The organism is Micromonospora sp. BQ32 (assembly GCF_059358895.1).
Genome location: NZ_JCADBI010000015.1, coordinates 113,186 through 130,321, shown reverse-complemented (window position 1 = coordinate 130,321; position 17,136 = coordinate 113,186). Strand labels below are relative to the sequence as shown.

The 17,136-nt window shown below is 73.3% G+C and carries 18 protein-coding genes and 1 tRNA gene; 5 read left to right on the top strand and 14 right to left on the bottom strand.

Going from position 1 to position 17,136, the window contains the following annotated elements; translation table 11 throughout:
* Positions 1-50: 50 nt before the first annotated feature.
* Together AC5L30_RS25445 and AC5L30_RS25440 are read right to left on the bottom strand one after the other, a co-directional pair.
* Positions 51-620, bottom strand: coding sequence for a GNAT family N-acetyltransferase (locus tag AC5L30_RS25445; RefSeq protein WP_494870133.1), 570 nt, complete (start codon positions 618-620; stop codon positions 51-53).
* Complete coding sequence (locus AC5L30_RS25440) at positions 617-2,020, bottom strand: cobyrinic acid a,c-diamide synthase CobB (RefSeq protein WP_494870132.1); 1,404 nt, start codon at positions 2,018-2,020, stop codon at positions 617-619. The genes AC5L30_RS25445 and AC5L30_RS25440 overlap by 4 nt, the downstream gene beginning before the upstream one ends.
* 205 nt (positions 2,021-2,225) lie before the next feature.
* Here AC5L30_RS25440 and AC5L30_RS25435 point away from each other — a divergent pair, with 205 nt between their 5' ends.
* A complete protein-coding gene (locus tag AC5L30_RS25435; protein ID WP_494870131.1) occupies positions 2,226-3,047 on the top strand; it encodes an SURF1 family cytochrome oxidase biogenesis protein in 822 nt (273 codons plus the stop codon).
* A 19-nt stretch (positions 3,048-3,066) separates the two neighbouring features.
* Here AC5L30_RS25435 and AC5L30_RS25430 read toward each other — a convergent pair whose 3' ends face one another.
* From AC5L30_RS25430 to AC5L30_RS25410, 5 genes are all read right to left on the bottom strand, one after another.
* Positions 3,067-4,656: an ATP-dependent DNA ligase gene (locus AC5L30_RS25430; protein ID WP_494870130.1), complete on the bottom strand. Its 1,590-nt coding sequence runs from the start codon at positions 4,654-4,656 to the stop codon at positions 3,067-3,069.
* An 87-nt stretch (positions 4,657-4,743) separates the two neighbouring features.
* On the bottom strand, positions 4,744-4,950 hold the full coding sequence (locus tag AC5L30_RS25425) for a hypothetical protein (protein ID WP_030333429.1): 207 nt from the start codon (positions 4,948-4,950) through the stop codon (positions 4,744-4,746).
* 77 nt (positions 4,951-5,027) lie between these two features.
* Complete coding sequence (locus tag AC5L30_RS25420) at positions 5,028-6,371, bottom strand: dipeptidase (protein WP_494870180.1); 1,344 nt, start codon at positions 6,369-6,371, stop codon at positions 5,028-5,030.
* A gap of 36 nt (positions 6,372-6,407) precedes the next feature.
* On the bottom strand, positions 6,408-7,553 hold the full coding sequence (locus AC5L30_RS25415) for a M48 family metallopeptidase (protein ID WP_494870129.1): 1,146 nt from the start codon (positions 7,551-7,553) through the stop codon (positions 6,408-6,410).
* Between the two features lie 67 nt (positions 7,554-7,620).
* A complete protein-coding gene (locus AC5L30_RS25410; RefSeq protein ID WP_494870128.1) occupies positions 7,621-8,301 on the bottom strand; it encodes a uridine kinase family protein in 681 nt (226 codons plus the stop codon).
* A 234-nt stretch (positions 8,302-8,535) separates the two neighbouring features.
* On the opposite strand from AC5L30_RS25410, the gene AC5L30_RS25405 reads away from it, so the two are divergent.
* The gene (locus tag AC5L30_RS25405; RefSeq protein ID WP_494870179.1) at positions 8,536-8,937 is read left to right on the top strand and encodes a rhodanese-like domain-containing protein; all 402 of its coding nucleotides are present in this window, start codon (positions 8,536-8,538) and stop codon (positions 8,935-8,937) included.
* 138 nt (positions 8,938-9,075) lie between these two features.
* Here AC5L30_RS25405 and AC5L30_RS25400 read toward each other — a convergent pair whose 3' ends face one another.
* The 3 genes from AC5L30_RS25400 to AC5L30_RS25390 form a co-directional block, all read right to left on the bottom strand.
* Positions 9,076-10,617, bottom strand: coding sequence for a cobyric acid synthase (locus AC5L30_RS25400; RefSeq protein WP_494870127.1), 1,542 nt, complete (start codon positions 10,615-10,617; stop codon positions 9,076-9,078).
* Complete coding sequence (locus tag AC5L30_RS25395; RefSeq protein WP_494870178.1) at positions 10,614-11,606, bottom strand: cobalamin biosynthesis protein; 993 nt, start codon at positions 11,604-11,606, stop codon at positions 10,614-10,616. The genes AC5L30_RS25400 and AC5L30_RS25395 overlap by 4 nt, the downstream gene beginning before the upstream one ends.
* A 221-nt stretch (positions 11,607-11,827) precedes the next feature.
* Complete coding sequence (locus AC5L30_RS25390) at positions 11,828-12,589, bottom strand: single-stranded DNA-binding protein (protein WP_494870126.1); 762 nt, start codon at positions 12,587-12,589, stop codon at positions 11,828-11,830.
* 303 nt (positions 12,590-12,892) lie between these two features.
* Here AC5L30_RS25390 and AC5L30_RS25385 point away from each other — a divergent pair, with 303 nt between their 5' ends.
* The gene (locus AC5L30_RS25385) at positions 12,893-13,312 is read left to right on the top strand and encodes an HPF/RaiA family ribosome-associated protein (RefSeq protein WP_494870125.1); all 420 of its coding nucleotides are present in this window, start codon (positions 12,893-12,895) and stop codon (positions 13,310-13,312) included.
* 176 nt (positions 13,313-13,488) lie between these two features.
* On the top strand, positions 13,489-14,514 hold the full coding sequence (locus AC5L30_RS25380) for an alpha/beta hydrolase (RefSeq protein WP_494870124.1): 1,026 nt from the start codon (positions 13,489-13,491) through the stop codon (positions 14,512-14,514).
* Positions 14,515-14,533: 19 nt separating this feature from the next.
* On the opposite strand, the gene AC5L30_RS25375 is transcribed toward AC5L30_RS25380, so the two are convergent.
* The gene (locus AC5L30_RS25375) at positions 14,534-15,229 is read right to left on the bottom strand and encodes a hypothetical protein (RefSeq protein ID WP_494870123.1); all 696 of its coding nucleotides are present in this window, start codon (positions 15,227-15,229) and stop codon (positions 14,534-14,536) included.
* A 160-nt stretch (positions 15,230-15,389) separates the two neighbouring features.
* Here AC5L30_RS25375 and AC5L30_RS25370 point away from each other — a divergent pair.
* Positions 15,390-15,462: transfer RNA gene (locus tag AC5L30_RS25370), tRNA-Arg, on the top strand.
* An 81-nt stretch (positions 15,463-15,543) separates the two neighbouring features.
* Here AC5L30_RS25370 and AC5L30_RS25365 read toward each other — a convergent pair.
* Genes AC5L30_RS25365 through AC5L30_RS25355 form a run of 3 tightly spaced genes read right to left on the bottom strand, consistent with a single transcriptional unit; the run spans position 15,544 to position 16,852 of the window.
* Positions 15,544-16,074 (bottom strand): site-specific integrase, encoded by a 531-nt coding sequence (locus AC5L30_RS25365; RefSeq protein WP_494870122.1) that lies wholly within the window; start codon positions 16,072-16,074, stop codon positions 15,544-15,546.
* A complete protein-coding gene (locus AC5L30_RS25360) occupies positions 16,071-16,679 on the bottom strand; it encodes a site-specific integrase (protein ID WP_494870121.1) in 609 nt (202 codons plus the stop codon). The genes AC5L30_RS25365 and AC5L30_RS25360 overlap by 4 nt, the downstream gene beginning before the upstream one ends.
* Positions 16,676-16,852: a helix-turn-helix domain-containing protein gene (locus AC5L30_RS25355; RefSeq protein WP_494870120.1), complete on the bottom strand. Its 177-nt coding sequence runs from the start codon at positions 16,850-16,852 to the stop codon at positions 16,676-16,678. Before AC5L30_RS25355 ends, AC5L30_RS25360 begins: the two co-directional genes overlap by 4 nt.
* Positions 16,853-17,136: the final 284 nt, after the last annotated feature.

Below are 17,136 nucleotides of genomic sequence, written 5' to 3'. Positions count from 1 at the left end.
GCGGGTCGGCGCAGCGCAAGTCGACGCAGCGCAGCGCAGGTCGGCGCAGGTCAGCGCAGGTCGGCGGCGACGAACGACCAGAGTTCCAGATCCACCCGGCCGCCACTGACGAACCCGGCGTTGCGCAGCAGACCCTCGTAGCTGAAACCGGCCTTCTCGGCGACCCGGCGCGAGGCCAGGTTGCCGGGTGCCACCCGCAGCTCGACCCGCTGGAAGCCGTGCTCCAGGATCAGCGCGATGGCCACCGCGTCGACCGCCTCGGCGGCGAGACCGAAGCCCCGCGCGTGTGCCGCCATCGCGTAGGAGATCTCGGTGAGGCGGGCGCCCCAGTCGGTGCGCCGGGTCCAGAGCGAGCCCACCACCTGGTCGTCCTCCCGCCGGAGCACCGCGTAGTGGTCGCCCTCCCCGCTGTCGCGCCGCTGCCGGGCCAGGTCGGTGCACCAGGCCAGCCCGTCGATCGGGCCGGAGTCGTCGGGCAGCGGCAGCCAACGCCGGGTCAGCTTGTCGGCGAAGATCTCCCCGGCCGCCGCCGCGTCGGCCGCCGTGAGCTGACGGACCTCGGTACGCGGGGTGGAGACGGTCAACGCCGGGAACCGGCGCACCGCCACCTGACCGATCACACCGACACCCCGCCGGGCTCTGCGGGCACCACCTCGCTCGTCGGGTCGGCCGCCGCCGCGGCGACCAACCGCGCGGCCGTCGCCGGATGGCTGGCCCAGTGCAGGGTGAGCTGCGAGGCGTGCACGTTGCGCCAGACGAAGCCCTCCGGCGCGCCGCCGTCCCAGCTCCAGGCCGGGCGCTGACCGGCGCGGGGGGTGAGCACCGCACGGTGCGCCTTGTGCCCGACCAGCACCGTGCCGGTGGCGGCGACCACGCTGTCGGTCTGGGCGGTCGCCTCCCGGTAGCCGGCCACCACCCCGTCCCGGCTGACGCCCACCGCGTCCAGGACACCGCACATCGGCAGCCCGTCCAGCTCCCGGGCCAGCCAGAGCAGCCCGGCGCCCTCGGCGATCACCGGACGCCCGGTCCGCGCCAACTCGGCCACCGCGATGCAGAGCCGCCGGTTGGCCGACAACTGCTCGGCGTACGCCTCGGGGAGCGCGCCGCCGACGACCAGCGCGCGGGTGCCGACCGGCAGCGCCTCGTCGCGCAGCGGATCGACGACGACGACCTCGGCCCCGGCGGCCCGGAGCAGCTCGGTGGTCTCCGGGTGGCTGAAGCTGCCGCCCGGACCACCGGCCACCGCCACCAGCGGGCGGTTCGCCGGAGGTGTGAACGTGCCCAGGGCCTCCTCGGGAGACCAGGCCGGCGCCGGCAGCGGCGGGGCGGAGCGGGCCAGCCCGAGCAGGTGTTCCAGGTCGACCGTGGCGGCGACGGCCTCGCCCAGCCGGCGGACCGCACGGACGGCGTCGGCCGAGTCGTCGACCACCGGCGCCACCCCGTGCCGCCGCGACGGCAGCACGGCTGGCAGGTCCTGGCGACGCAGCGCGCCGTAGACCGGCACCCCCACGTCCTCCAACGCCTCGCGCAGCATCGCCTCGTGCCGCGACGACGCCACCCGGTTGAGGATCACCCCGCCGAGCCACAACTGCTCGTCGTACGAGCGGAAACCGTGCACCAGGGCGGCCACCGACTGACCCATCGCGGCCACGTCGACAACGAGCACCACCGGGCTGCGCAGTGCGGCCGCAGCGGCGGCCGTGGACTCCTGCTCGGGTCGGCCACCGACCGAGTCGTACAGGCCCATGCTGCCCTGCACCACGGCCAGCCCGGCACCGGCGGCACCGTGCGCCACCAGCGGGGCGAGCCGGTCGACGCCGACCAGCCGGGGGTCGATCACCCGACCCGGCCGACCGGAGGCGAGACCGAGGTAGGCGGCGTCGACGTGGTCCGGCCCGAGCTTGAACCCGGCGACGTCGACCCCTCGCTCGGCCAGGGCGGCGAGCAGCCCGATCGCCAGCGCGTTCTTACCGTGCCCGGAGGACGGCGCGCTGAGCACCAGGCGCGGCACGACGGTCATCATCGACTCCTCGCGAGCGGCGGCGGGTACGCGACGGGACGACCGAGGCCGATCCGTCGGCGTGACGATACCCGCCCGGCTGGAGGCGCGAGCACCGCCAACCGGGGCAGGCGGCCCGGCCCTGGCAGGGCCCCTGGCGTCGGTCCCCGCCCGGTCCGGCCCGGTCCAGGTCAGTGGCGCCGGTCATACGAGTAGCCTCGGTGCCGTGTACCGGTTCCTGCTGAGCCCACGCTGGCTGGGCGCCCTCGCGCTGACCCTGGTCGCCGCCGCCGTCATGGTGTTCCTCGGCAACTGGCAGCTGGACCGCTACCGGGGGCGCACCGAGGTCAACGAGCGGATCGACGCGGGCCAGCGAATGGCGCCCGCGCCGCTCGCCGACGCGTTGCGCGCCCCCACCGGCGGCGCCGGGACGGCAGGTCCGGCCCCCGCCGAGGACAAGGTCTGGACCCGGGTCACCGTCACCGGCCGGTACGACCCCACGAACACCGTGCTGGTCCGTGGCCGGACGGTGGACAGCCGGGTCGGCTTCGAGGTGCTCACCCCGCTGGTGCTCGCCGACGGCACGGCGCTGCTGGTGGACCGGGGCTGGATCCCGCCGGCCCCCGGTGGGGCGACCGCCCAGCCGTCGGTGCCGGCCGCGCCGACCGGGGACGTGACGGTGGTCGGTCGGGTGCACGAGACCGAGAGCGGCGCCGGCGCGGTGGCCCGACGCGACGGGCTGCTGGAGATCCGGCGGATCGGGGTGTCGCGGCTGGCCGGCGAGCTTCCCTACCCGGTCTACGGCGCGTACCTGCTGCTCGACGAGCAGACCCCGGCCGCCGATCCGGTGTTCAAGGCGGTGCCGGTCGGGCACACCAACAACTGGCAGAACTTCGGCTACGTCGTGCAGTGGTGGCTCTTCGCGGTGATGGCTCTCTTCGGCTACGGCTGGGTGGCCCGTAAAGAGGCCCGCCGGGCCGCCGGCATCGGCACCACCCCGGCTCCGTTGGACCGGGCCGCCGAACCGACGCCGACCGCGTCCGCCTGACCGAGCCGTCTGCGGCCCGTCAGCCGGTACGGCCGGCGTGGATGGCGCGGACCGCGTCGATGGTGTCCGCCTCGGCGGCGGACTTGTCGTCGCGATAGCGCACCACCCGGGCGAACCGCAGCGCCATCCCACCGGGGTAGCGCGAACTCGTCTGCACCCCGTCGAAGGCGATCTCCACCACCTGCTCGGGCCGGACCCGGACCACCCAGTCGCCGCGTTCCACAGCGAGGTCGAGGAACCGCTCGGTCTGCCACCGCAGCAGCTCGTCGGTGAGCCCCTTGAAGGTCTTGCCGAGCATCACGAAGTCGCCGGTGCGCGCGTCACGGGCGCCCAGATGCAGGTTGGACAGCCAGCCCTTGCGTCGGCCACTGCCCCACTCGACGGCGAGCACCACCAGGTCGAGGGTGTGCCGCGGTTTCACCTTGACCCAGGCGGCGCCGCGCCGGCCGGCGTCGTAGGGAGCGTCCGGCGCCTTGACCACCACGCCCTCCTGCCCGGCGTCGAGGGCGGCGGCGAACGCGGCGGCGGCCTGTTCCGGGTCGTCGACCTCCATCCTCCCGACCAGCAGCGACGAATCCACCGAACCGGCGAGGGCGGCCCACCGCTCCCGGCCGGGAAGGTCGATCAGATCCTGGCCGTCGAGGTGCAGCAGGTCGAAGAAGTACGGGGTGAGCACCGTCGCGCCCGTGCTGGCGGCCGCCGCGAGCACCGCCGGGGCTACCGGTGTGCGCCCGGTGGTGCTGGGGGTGGTGCGGCGGGCGGCCCGGCTCGACGTCTGCTGGAACGGCAGTGGGCGGCCGGTCTCGTCCAGCCCGATCGCCTCGCCGTCGAGGACCAACTCCCGGCCGGGCAGGGCACGAACCGCTGCGACTACCTCGGGCACCCGGGTGGTGATCTCGTCGAGGCTGCGGGTGAAGACGGCGATGTCGGCGCCGGAGCGGTGCACCTGGATGCGGATGCCGTCGAGCTTCACGTCGACCACCGCCGGCGTGCCGGTCGCGGCGAGCGCCTCGTCGACCGAGGGGGCGCTCTGCGCGAGCATCGGTGCCAACGGCCTGCCGACCTGTAGACCGAACCCGGCCAACTCGGCGGCCCCGCCGGACAGCGCGGCCACCGCCACCGCCCGGAGATCACCGGCGAGCAGCAACGCCCGGCGGACCGCCGCCACCGGCACCTCGGCGGCCCGGGCCACCGCGTCCGCGAGGAGCCCGGCCTGGGCGCCCTGGCGTAGCTCGCCACTGAACAGGCCGGTGAGCAGGCGCTGCTCGTCGGCCGTCGCCGCCGCGTAGAGGGCACCGAGCAGCGCCCGACGCCGCGCCTGCGAGCCCGAGCCGTGCACTGCGGCGATCTGCGCGATGGCCGCGTCCACGGCGGCCACCGTCAACGTCGGCTCGGCGGCCGGTGGCGGCAGGTCACGCAGGCTCGCGTAGCCCACCCCGGTCTGCCGTTGGCGCAGCTCACCGGCGAGATAGCCGGCGCCGGGCTCGACCTCGTCGGGATCGAGGTGGCGCAGCGCGTCAGCGAGCAGCTCCACCTTGGCCCGGCGGCCGCTGGTGGCGCCGACGGCGGCGGAGGTGGCTGCCAGATCGAGGAACCGCACGCAGCTCATCCTGCCAGTCACCTCCGACACCGCCCGGGCATTGCCGGGCCCGGGCGGTGTCGGCAGGGTGCCGCCCGCTGACGCGGACGACAGGCCCTAGGCGGAGACGGGCTCCTCGATGCGCAACCCTCGGGCGCGGACCTCGCCGGCAACCCGGGAGAGCACCGAGTCGAGGGCGACCAGTGCGGCGGAGAGCTCACCGAGCTGTTCGTTGAGCGTGTCCTCGGACCACGCGGAGACATCGACATCTCCCAGCGCGCTGACAGCGGCCCCCAACCGGGCCATCACCTCGTTCGTACTCATGTACGAAAGGCTATAACACCTGACCATCCGACACGCCGTAAACTCCCAGATCAGGCCCAAAGTTGCCGTTCTGACACCTAAGCGCCCGCCGCCGCCACGTTGCGCAGGAGCAGCGCCTCGGCGAGGCAGACCCGGGCGAACTCCCCGAGGTGCAGACTCTCGTTCGGGCCGTGCGCGCGGGCGTGCGGGTCCTCCACACCGGTCACCAGGATCGCCGCCTTCGGGAACATCTCCTGGAAGGTGGCGATGAACGGAATCGAGCCGCCGACGCCGATGTCCACCGGGTCGGTGCCGTCCCAGGCGGTCCGGAAGGCCGAACGGGCGGCGTCGAACATCGGCCCGGACGCGTCGATCACGCACGGGTCGCCGTCGTGTTCGAAGGTGACCGTCACCTGCGCACCCCACGGCGCGTGCTGCTCCAGGTGCGCGCGCACCGCCGCGTACGCCCGCTTGGGGTCGTCGCCCGGGGCGAGGCGGATGCTGAGCTTCGCCTTCGCGGCCGGGACCAGGGCGTTCGGCGCCTCGCCGGTGGACGGGGCGTCGACACCGAGGATGGCCAGCGCCGGCTTGGTCCAGAGTCGGTCGGTGATCCGGCCGGTGCCGATGAACTGCACGCCCTCGGCGAGCCCAGCCTCGGCCCGGACCCGGTCCTCCGGGTAGTCGACGGTGGCGCCCTCCCGGCCCACCAGCCCGTCCACGGCCACGTCACCGGCGTCGTCGTGCAGCGTCGCCAACAGCCGGACCAGCGCGGTGAGCGCGTCCGGCACGGCACCGCCGAACATGCCGCTGTGCACCGCGTGGTCCAGCGTGCGCACCTCGACGAAGCAGTTGACGATGCCCCGCAGCGAGGTGGTCAACGCCGGTACGCCGATGTCCCAGTTGCCGGAGTCGGCGATCACGATGACGTCGGAGGCGATCTCGTCGCGGTGCTCGGCCAGCAGTTGCTCCAGCGAGTCGGAGCCGTACTCCTCCTCGCCCTCGATGAAGAGGACCACGCCGACCGGCAACGCGTCACCGTACGCGCGCAGCGCCGCGACGTGCGCCATGATGCCGGCCTTGTCGTCGGCCGCGCCCCGGGCGTAGAGCCGGCCGTCCCGTTCCACCGGCTCGAACGGGTCGGACTCCCACAGCGACCGGTCGCCGACCGGCTGGACGTCGTGGTGGGCGTAGAGCAGCACGGTGGGAGCGCCGGGCGGGGCGGCCCGACGGCCGATCACCGCCGGCTGGCCACCGGATCGCACGATGTCGACGTCCAGGCCGCAACCGCGCAGCAGCTCGGCGACCGCCTCGGCGGAGCGTTCCACGTGCGAGTGGTCGAAGCCCTCGAAGGCGATGCCGGGGATGCGGACGAGGCGCTCCAGGTCGGCCCGGACGCCGGGCATCTCCCGCTCGACGGCGGCCCGCACCTCGGACTCGGACATGATCGGTGAGGTCATGACCGGCATCGTATGCCGGCCTTACCGGGGCGTGCCGGCGGAGCCCGTACCGTCACCGCCGTCCGCGGGGCCGGCGCCGGCCCGCGCGCCGGGGGCGGCCCGGCCGGCGCGGTGTGCGCGGCCCGCCGCCTCGGTGGCCGCGTCCATCCAGGAACGGGCCCGGCCGGCGGTGCCGCCCACCCACTCGCCGACGTCGCTCGCGCCGTCGCCGAGCCGGCGCAACAACCCGACCAGCGGGTCGGTGGACCGGCTGAACTCCTCCCGGTACGACTCGGCAGCCGCCTTGATCTCCTCCGAGACGCTGGTCGAGCCGTCGTCCTCGCGGCGCGGGTAGTCCCCGGCCAGCACCCGCCCGTACGCCCCGGAGTCGATCCACTGGCGCAGCTGCGCCGCCCGCGCCACCGGCGCCGGGTGGGTGCTCCACGCGGTCATCCGGATCTTGTGCAGGCTGTCGCGCAGGTCCCCGCCGCCGGCGTACTCGGCGGCCTGCTCCAGGAAGGCGGTGGTGTCGACCTGGGAGAGGTCACCGCCGCCGGCCAGCTTCATCAGCAGCCGCAGCGCGGCCGCCGGGTCCTGCCCGGCGAGCAGCCCGGCCCGGTCGGCGGAGAGCTCCGCCTTACGCCACCACTCCAGCATCGCCGCGATGATGGCCCGCAGCGCGATCGCGCCGACCGGCAACCAGCTCAGGTTGGCCGCCCACCGAGTAAGAATCATCAGCATGGTCTTGTAGACCGCGTGCCCGCTGCCCACGTGCCCCAACTCGTGGCCGAGCAGGCAACGCAGCTCGTCCTCGTCGAGTTGCTGTACGCACGCGGAGTTCAGCACGATGAACGGCCGCTCCAGCCCGACCGCCTCGGCGCCCAACCAGGGCGACTGGGTCACGTACAGCTCGGGCAGCGCGGTCACGTCGAGCGCCGCCGCGGCCTCGGTGTAGCGCTGCCACACCGCCGGGTACTGCCGGTGGTCGACCCGGATGCCGGAGGCCAGCACGGACAGCCGGAAACCCCGCTCGTTCCACATCCCGAAGAACGCCCGCACCACGTCGTCGAAACCGCGCAGCTCCCGCAGTGCGACCAGGGCACCCCGGTCGGCCGGATGTTCCCAGGCCCGTGAGCTGATGCCGGTGAGGGTGATCCGACGCCGCGCTGGCGCGTCCGCTGCCGTCATGGTGGCTCCCCGTTCGCCGTAGCTCCCCGCATCGTGCCGCAGTCGGTGGCCGACGTCCATGCCCCGCTCAGCGGATCCGCACGTAGTACCGGGTCGCGTCGTGCGGCAGTGTCGGCGCGCCATCCACCACCAGGTCGGCGTGGGTCGCGGTCTCGTCGCCGGCGAAGTGCGCCCGCTCCCCGTCGTGCCAGCGGCGCAGCTCGGGCAGGATCTCCGGCCCGTCCCGGGCGACCGCCCGAGTCAGCCGCAGCGACGCGGGCGCGGTGACGAACACGGCCAGCGTCAGCTCCGGCCGGACCACCGCACGGGCGGCGCTGACCCCCTCGACCACCAGCACCGGAGCCACCGGCACCGAGACCGGCCGGGGCAGAAAGCACTGCCGGACCCAGCTGTACCGCCGGTAGGCGCCCGGCTCCCCGTCGCGCAGCGGGGCGAGCACCCCCTCGTCGAGCCGGGGCCAGAAGGTGACCTGGTCGGCCCACCCGTCGAGCAGGTCGTCGGTGTGTACCACCGGAGGTCGGCCGCCGAGCGGCCCCGCCAGCGCATCCGCGAGCCGCGCGGCGAACCGGCTCTTACCCGCGCCGCTCGGCCCGTCGACCGCGACCAGCCGGGTCCGCCCCAACCGCGGCGGGCCCGCGAGCACCCGACGAGCCAATTCGGCGTACGCCTCGACAACCGCCACGGTCGGCCCGCCGGTCTCCGGGTTCAGCACAGCCTCCCGTGGTGCATGCCCGAAGTATGCCGCCACCCCTGGTGGGTGGGTGATCGACTCCGGTTCATTGACGTCGCGGTATCCCTGTCGGCCCGTGTCGATAATGCTGCTTGCGGGGTCGGCGTGGGCAACGTTTGACACGTCCGGCTGACCGCCCTGGCCGGCCACCGTCACGTCCGGGGGAATTGGGGCGGCGACGGGTGACGGGCGGCCCGTTCGCCGCCCGGGGTGGCACCGAATCGGCATGATCGGGTGGTGCTCCGAGACGTAATGAGCCCCGGTATAGACGCCCTACTCGAACAGGCCCGCGCCGGGCTGCACCGACTGACTCCGCAGCAGACCGTCGAGGCGGTCCGCGGCGGCGCGTTGCTGGTCGACACCCGCACCGAACTACAGCGCCGCGAACAGGGCGACCTGCCCGGCGCGGTCGTCATCGACCGGACCGTACTGGAGTGGCGCCTCGATCCGGCCAGCGCCTGGCGGATCCCGGAAGCCACCGGGTACGACCGGGAGATCGTGCTGGTGTGCCGGCAGGGATACAGCTCCAGCCTGGCCGCCGCCAGCCTGCAAACCCTCGGGCTGCGGCGGGCCACCGACATGATCGGCGGGGTGGACGCCTGGCTCGCCGCCGGCCTGCCCATCACCGACCGTCCCGCCGACATCCGCCCCTGATTCCCGACATCGTCGCCTCACGTCCATCCCGGGCGGGCGGTCGGCTCAAGATCGCGCCCCGCTGCTCGGGGCGCGGCCCCGCCCCCACGCTCCGCATGGGACGGTGGGCCGGCGAAGACGCCGGGCCGGCCAAGAGACTCAGGAGGGTGGCGGGCCGGGTGGGATGAAGGGAAGGTTCGCGGGTGGGCCGGCTTCGATGAGCCGCCAGAGGGCGTCGGTGTCCAGGTGTTCCTCGACCAGGTCGCCGAGCAGGTCGAGTGAGCGTTCCCGGGCGGCGGCGAAGCTGGTGGCCGGTGCGACCCGGAACCCGCTGCGGCCGGCCAGACGCGCCGCCTCGGTGAGGAACCACCGGCGAAACCCGTCGGACTCGAACGCCCCGTGCCAGTGCGTGCCGTGCACCGCGCCGAGCACGGCCCCCTCTCCGACACCGTCGTCGCCGGTCAGCAGCGGAGTCAAGCCGGGGTCGGCCTGTGACACGTACCCATGGTGGATCTCGTAGCCACGCACCGGGAGGCCGCCGTGGCCGGTGCCCACCGACTGCCGGACGGTTTTGCGCGGATCGAAGGTGATGTCGATGGGCAGCAGACCGAGCCCCGGCATGCTGCCCTGCCGGCTCTCCACCGGGTCGTGGATGGCGCGGCCGAGCATCTGGAAACCGCCGCAGAGGCCGAGCAGGGGTTTGCCGGCCGCCACATGGGTGGCCACCGCGTCAGCGAGGCCGGTTTCGCGCAGCCACGCGAGGTCGGCGACGGTGGACTTGGAGCCGGGTAGGACGACCAGGTCGGCCGCGGCCAGTTCGGCCGGTTCGATGGTGAGGCGTACCCGGACGCCCGGTTCGGTGGCGAGCGCCTCCACGTCGGTGGCGTTGCTGATCCGGGGTAGGCGAACGACGGCCACGTCCAGCCATTCGGTGCCGTGCGGGGCGGCGGGTCGGCCGAGCACCCGACCGTAGGCGAGTGAGTCCTCCGCGTCGAGCCACAGATCCAGTGCCCAGGGCAGCACCCCGTACGTGGGGCGGCCGGTGACCTGACGCAGCATGTCCAGACCAGGCTGGAGCAGCCCAAGGTCACCCCGGAACTTGTTGATCACGAAGCCGGCGATGAGCGCCTGGTCGGCCGGGTCGAGCAGGGCCACGGTGCCGAACATCGAGGCGAAGACACCACCCCGGTCAATGTCGCCGACGACGATGGTGGGCAGGTTGGCGTGCCGGGCCAGCCCCATGTTGACGTAGTCGCCGGCCCGCAGGTTGATCTCCGCGGGGCTGCCGGCGCCCTCGCAGATCACCACGTCGTACGTCTCGCGCAGCTCGGCCAGCGCGGCGTACGCGGTCTCGGCGAGCCGGGGACGTAGCTGCCGGAAGGTACCGGCGGTGATCGTGTCGACCGCCTCACCCAGCAACACCACCTGACTGGCCAGGTCGCTGCCCGGCTTGAGCAGCACCGGGTTGAACCGCAGGTCGGGTGCGAGCCCACACGCCGCGGCCTGCATGGCCTGGGCGCGCCCGATCTCACCGCCGCGCCCGTCCGGCCCGACGACCACCGCCGAGTTGTTCGACATGTTCTGCGCCTTGTACGGCGCCACCTTCACGCCCTGCCGGTGCAGCCAGCGGCAGATGCCGGCGGTGAGCACGCTCTTGCCGGCGTCGGACGTCGTGCCGGCCACCAGCAGCCCGCCGCTCACCGCCTGCTCCCCCGCCGGCCCCCGGCGCCGATCAGCGCCCGTCTGCTCACGGCACCTACCAGCCGGCCGAGGGTCACCGGGTACGCGGCGGCCAGCCCGACGGCGGCCAGCCCCACCGCGCCGGAGATCCGGGCGGCCCGCTTCAGGTGCCGCGCCTCCGGGCGGGGACCGTCGCCGAGGAACGGCCGCACCTCGGAGCGCCCGAAGTAGACGTTGCGGCCGCCGAGGCGGACCCCGAGCGCACCGGCCATCGCCGCCTCGCACTGACCGGCGTTGGGGCTCGGGTGGTCGTTGCGGTCCCGCCGCCACACCTGCCAGGCGCGCTGCCGGTCCCCGTGCGCGACCGGCGCGACGGCGATGGTGAGCAGCCCGGTCAGCCGGGACGGCACGAGGTTGAGTGCGTCGTCCAGCCGAGCGGCCGGGGTGCCGAACCGCGCGTAGCGCGCCGACCGGTGCCCGACCATCGCATCGAGGGTGTTCGCCGCGCGGTAGCCCAGCAGGCCGGGCAGGCCGGCGACCGCACCCCAGAACAGCGGAGCGACGACCGCGTCGGAGGTGTTCTCCGCGACCGACTCGACGGTGGCCCGGGCCAGCTCCGACTCCCCCAGCGTCGACGGGTCCCGCCCGCAGAGATGGCCGAGGCGTCTCCGGGCAGCGGGCAGATCACCGTCGCGCAGCGTCCGACCCATGACGGTCGCCTCGTGCCGTAGCGTGCGACCGCCCAGCACGGCCCAGGTGCCGGCCGCCACGAGCACCGCCCGGGTCACCGGCCGGCGCCGGGTAGCCGCCGCGGCGACCGCCCCGAGCAACACCGGCCCACCGACAGCCAGCGCGGTGAACGCCGTGCCCGCCGTTTGGTCCGGACGGTAGAGGCGGCGCTCCAGCGCGCCCGCGGCCTGCCCGAAGCCGGCCACCGGGTGCCACCGGCGGGGGTCGCCGAGCACCCTGTCCAGCGCGTACCCGGCCAGCAGCCCCACCGCGTTCGCCATCGGCGCTGTCCGTCGCACCCGCACCACCTCCGGCCGGCCAGCCTAGACGAGCAGCCCGTGCACCAACCCAACCCACGGTGCCGCACCGACGACGAGAACCTGTGAAGCGCACAGCCAGGCCCGGCCCGCCGACGCCCGTCACGCGGGGTGACGACGCTGGTCACGCCGCCACCCCGCCCCCGTCGTGCCGCGCCGCACGGAACCTCAGCCAGCTCGACCGGTCAGGCTGGCTGCGGGACCCGGCCCCGACCGCGCCGCCCTCGACCGGGCTGCACCGGCTCCGGCTGCCCCTCGTCGGGCACCGGCCCCAACTCGATGTCCAGGTCACCGTCGGTGTTGTCGTCGTCCGCCTCGGGCGGAGGAGCCAACTCGTCGTCGTGGCCCGGCGGTACGTTGGCCTGCCCGACCTGACCGCTGCTCGGGGAGCTGTCATCGTCCTCGGGGACGTCGCCGAACGGGCTGGCTCGCAGCTCGGCGTAGTCGGGCAGCTCGAAGTCGTCGTCCAGCGGACGGTCGTCGGGCAGCGCGGGTGCCTGCCCGGCGGGCACCGGCTCGGTGGGCTCGCCGTGCACCCGGCTCTCGGCCTCCGCGTCCTCCACGGTGCTGGTGGTCATGCTCGGCCGGTTGCGCAGGAACCGGGCCCGACCCCGGGACAGGTCATGACCGACGGCGACCGCCTCCAACTCGTAGAGGGTGCGGTGGTTACCGGCGTCGTCGGTCCAGTCCCGGGTGTAGAGCCGCCCGCAGACCACCACCGGGTCGCCGACCATGACGGAGGCCGCCACCCCCTCGGCGAGCTTGCGCCAGCAGTTGACGCGGACGCGAAGCGAATTGCCGTCCACCCACCGGCCGCTGTCCCGATCGAGTCGGCGGGCGGTGGAGGCGACCTTGAAGTTGGCCACCAGAGTGTTGCTCTGGGTCGTACGCCGCCACTCGGGCGTAGTCAGCACATTGCCGACGATTGTCACGTAAGTGTCGAACATCGTCCCTCCAGGGGGATCGGGGCCTGCCAGCGCGAGTCGACTCGACACCGAGCCTCGGCACTGAGCGCGCCCATCGCCAGCGCCCATCTCCGACCTGTGGATGACGAACCCACCTGTGGACAACGCCCTGATCACGCCCGGATGTGGTACGCCCGACCCGGCCGACCCGCCGTCGACGGTTTCCCGGGCTGCCCGAACTGGGTAAGGACTTGATCAAGCACCACCGACAGCTCCACGTCGACGAGAGGTCAACGCCATGACGATCACTACCATCGGCTTCGCGAACGCTTCCGAGGCGCGGCGATGAGCGCCGTGGCGAACCCGGCCACCGTGGCTGAGTGCCTGCGGGTGGGCGCCGGGTTCTCGCAGGGCGACCGCAACTGGATCGCCGAGCAGTTCGCCACCCTCGACGCCCGGCTCGCCAGCTTCCACGCCGACGCCACCGAGCTGGAGGTGTCGGTGAAGGACCGGGAGGCGCGCGGGCAGAAGGTCACCCTGGAGTGCTGGATCGCCGGTCGGCAGAAGATCGTCACCACCTCCGCGGAGGAGGACCTGCACGCCGCCCTCAACGACGTCCGTGACGACCTGCGCCGCCGGCTCAACGACGCCAAGACCCGCCAGGAACCCCGGCACAACAAGCACCTGCGCGACCTCCCCCAGCCGCAGCTGGAGGCCGACGAGTCCGAGGACCCGGCCCCCCGCGCCGACGCGGAAACGGTCTGACCCACGCCCCAGCCCCGCGATCTTGCACTGTCGGAACCCGAATCGTGGCTATCGCCCCTTATGCCGGGACAGCAAGTGCAAGATCGCGGGCGGGCGGGGCGAGGGGCGGGCGAGGGGACAGGCGTTGCCGCGGCGCGGGCTACCGCTGGGTAGGTCGGCGGCGTAGCGTCGCGTTCGTGGAACCGGACGTGTTGGGGCCGCCGTACGAGCGGCAGACGATCGACCTGGGCACCGACGACGAAGGCCGCGTTGTCGCGACCCTGGTCCGGCGGCGGGCCGAGCGCCCCACCGGGCGGGCCGTGCTCTACGTACATGGTTTCGTCGACTACTTCTTCCAGACCCATCTGGCCGACTTCTTCGCCGAGCGAGGTTGGGATTTCTACGCGCTCGACCTGCGCAAGTACGGTCGCAGTCTGCTCCCGGGCCAGACCCCGAACTTCTGCCGCGACATCAGTGACTACTTCCCCGAGCTGGACGCCGCCGCCGAGATCATCCGCAAGGACGACGGGCACGAAACCCTGCTGGCGATGGGCCACTCCACCGGCGGCCTGATCATCTCGCTCTGGGCGGACGCCCGCCGCGACACCGGCACCATCGACGGCCTGGTGCTCAACAGCCCCTTCTTCGACCTGAACGCCCCCTGGGCGGTGCGCCGACCCCTCGCGGCCGCCGCGTCCCGGCTGGGCCGCAGGGCGCCGCACCGCATCCTGCCGTTCGGGCTGGGCACGGTGTACGGCGAGAGCATCCACTCCGACCACCGCGGCGAGTGGACCTACGACCTGGCGTGGAAGCCGCTGGCCGGGTTCCCGGTCCGGGCCGGCTGGCTGAACGCGATCCGCACCGGGCAACGCCGGCTCCGCGCCGGGCTGGACATCCAGGTGCCGGTGCTGCTGGCCTGCTCGACCCGGTCCTTCCGGGGCACCAGGTGGCACGACAACGCGACCCTGGCCGACGCCGTACTGGACGTCGAGCACATGGTCCGCTACGCGCCCCGCCTCGGCCGCCACGTCACCCTGGCCCGCTTCGACGGCGGGCTGCACGACCTCACACTCTCCGGCCCGACCGTACGGAAGAAGGTCTTCGACGAGGTGGGCCGCTGGGCCGAGGCGTTCCTCGCCGCCGGCCCCACCGCCCCGGCCGACGTCACACCGACCGACGCGGGCCGAGCCGACGCCGCTGGGGCGACGACGCCAGGCCGCTGACCAGGCCGGACGGCGCGGCTCAGACGTCGCCGGGCGTCGCCGGCAGGACGGCACGGATCCGGTCGAAGGTCGCCACCGGATGTGCGCCGACGCCGGGCAGGACCAGGCCCAGGCAGTACGGGGAAACCTCACCGGCGGCCCCAGCCTGAACGATGAAGACCGGCGCGCCGACGTACCCCGGCGGCAGCTCCGTGGTGATCAGCACGGCGTCCCCGTCGCGGACCACCCGCTCGATCGCGACCTCCAACGGCCGCGACCCGTCCTCGCGTACCCCATGGGCCAGCACGAAAGCGGAACTGGCGTCGGCGCCGAGGCGGGCGACCACCTCGGGCCCGGCGGCGATCCCCGCCGGCACCGGCTGGACGCGCCAGCGCCAGCCGCCGTCACCGGCGTACCGGTGCAGGCCAGCGGTCGACAACACGGCGACCCCGTCGCCCGGGAAGCGGGCCCAACCGGGCACGATCTCGGCCTCCGAAATGACGGCCGGGGCCACCCCCGCCGGCTCGGTGACGCTGGACCGCAGGCCCAACTCACCCCCCGAACCACCCACCAGGTCAGCCGCCGTCAACAGCGACTCCCCCACCGGGTCGTCGCCGCCCCGAAAGAAGAACGCGGTACCGAAGTCGCCCGGGGACCGGTACGGCAGGATGGCGCGACCGACGACCTGGCACAGCTCGTAGGCGACGTCGCTCTCGGCGTCGGAATCCAGCAACACCAGCCAAAGGTACGGTCCACCGCCAGGCCGGTCCGCGGTAACCCGGATGCCCGCTACGAGGCGGACGTGAGACTCTGCTCGGCAACGTGGACGCGGGCACCCTTTTCGCCGTCGGGCAGTGGGACGGCGGTACCCTCTGGGCGCGACATCCACGCCACACGCGCCCGTAGCTCAGCGGATAGAGCAGGGGACTTCTAATCCCAAGGCCGCAGGTTCGAATCCTGCCGGGCGCACCTTCACCACCGCAGGTCAGCGGCTTTCCGCTCCCGGTCCGAGCGATCACCACGCCCCGTACAGCCATTCGTACAGCCAGGTCAGCCGTAGAGGTGCTTCGCGGCCTCGTCCACGGCGGCCCGCTCGATCTCTGGCAGGACGTGGGCACAGGTGTTCATGGTCAGCCCGATCTGGTTGTGCCCGAGCACCTTCATCACGGTCCGGGGCGGGGCACCGGAGACGAGCAGGAATGTGGCGCAGGCGTGCCGCAGGTCGTGCAGACGCAACCGATCGAGGCCGGCTGACGCTCGGATCTTGTGCCACGTCCGATCGATGTGGTCCGGGTCCATCGGCGTACCGACCTTGGACGGGAAGACCAGGCCGTGATCCTGCCACGGCTCCCCCACCGCCAACCTGTCGGCGGCTTGCTGCCGACGGTGCGCGCGAAGCAGGGCGAGAGTCTGCGCCGGCACCGGAACTGTCCTCCGAGACCGCTCCGTCTTGGGTGCCACGAGCTGGAGGCGGCCCTCGGCCCGCTGGACGGTTTGCCGAACGGTCAGGGCGCCGGCGTCAAAGTCGATGTCCGACCAGGCGAGGCCGAGTAGTTCCCCGCGACGGAGCCCGACCGTCAAGGCGCAGACGTACAAGCTTCCAGGCGGTGCCCCCGCAGCACGTCGAGCAGCCGCTTGGCCTCATCCACGCCCAGGGCGCGACGCTCGATCTGCCTCATGGCCGGCGGACGGACCGACTTGGCGGCGTTGCGGTGCACCAACTCCTCCCGCTCCGCGTCACCGAGTGAGTTCCGGATCAGCCCGTGGATGTGCCGAACCGTCGTTGCCGACAAACCCGCGTCTGTCTTCTCGGCCAGCAGCCGGCGGATGACGGCCGGCGTCAGCTTGTCGAGTGCCAGCCGGCCAAGCGCCGGGCGGACGTGGTTCTCAATGAGCTTCCGGTAGCCCTGCAACGTCGACGGCCGTGTCCCGTCACGCTCCTTCATCCGCAACCACTCGTCCAGCCACTCTCCGACCGTCCGAGGAGTGGCGGCGAGGTTCTGCCCCTGCTCCTGGCGGCGGCGAAGGTCGGCCAGCTTTCCGAGCACTTCCCGTTCCGTCTTGCCGTAGACCCACTTCCGCGACCGCCTGCCCTCACCCCAGCCCACATCGAGCACCGCCGCGAAGCCATCCCGGTACTTGAAGACCGATCCCTCACCGTGAGACCGACGCCGCTTGCCGCTCATGCCGCGTCGGCTGCCGAAAGAAGTTCCTCGATCGCGGCGACCGGAATCAGGCGAGCCCTGTTGAGCTTCACCGACCGCAGGCGGCCCGATCGCATCAGGACGTAGACGGTGTTACGACAGATGCCGAGCAGGGCCGCAGCCTCAGCCGGGCGGACGCTCTTCTTCTCGCTCATGCTCCGGTCCCTTCCTGCTCTGCCGACTCACGCGCGATGGCTGCCGAAACATCGGGCGGGTCGGCGGCGGCCCGCCTGGCGGCATCAAGGCGGCCCGCAAGCGGGCCGCGCCGGCCCGGCCCCGGCCTGCTGGCGACCTCCGGCCGGCATCGGCCGGGCCGACCGGCCACACTGGCGGACTGCAAGAGCTTGAAGACCTCGGGGCGCTGCCCCGAACCCCGACCCTCCTCAGAGATCCGCCAAGGAACGCCGACAATCCTGCTGCCCGCGTAGGTCACACCATT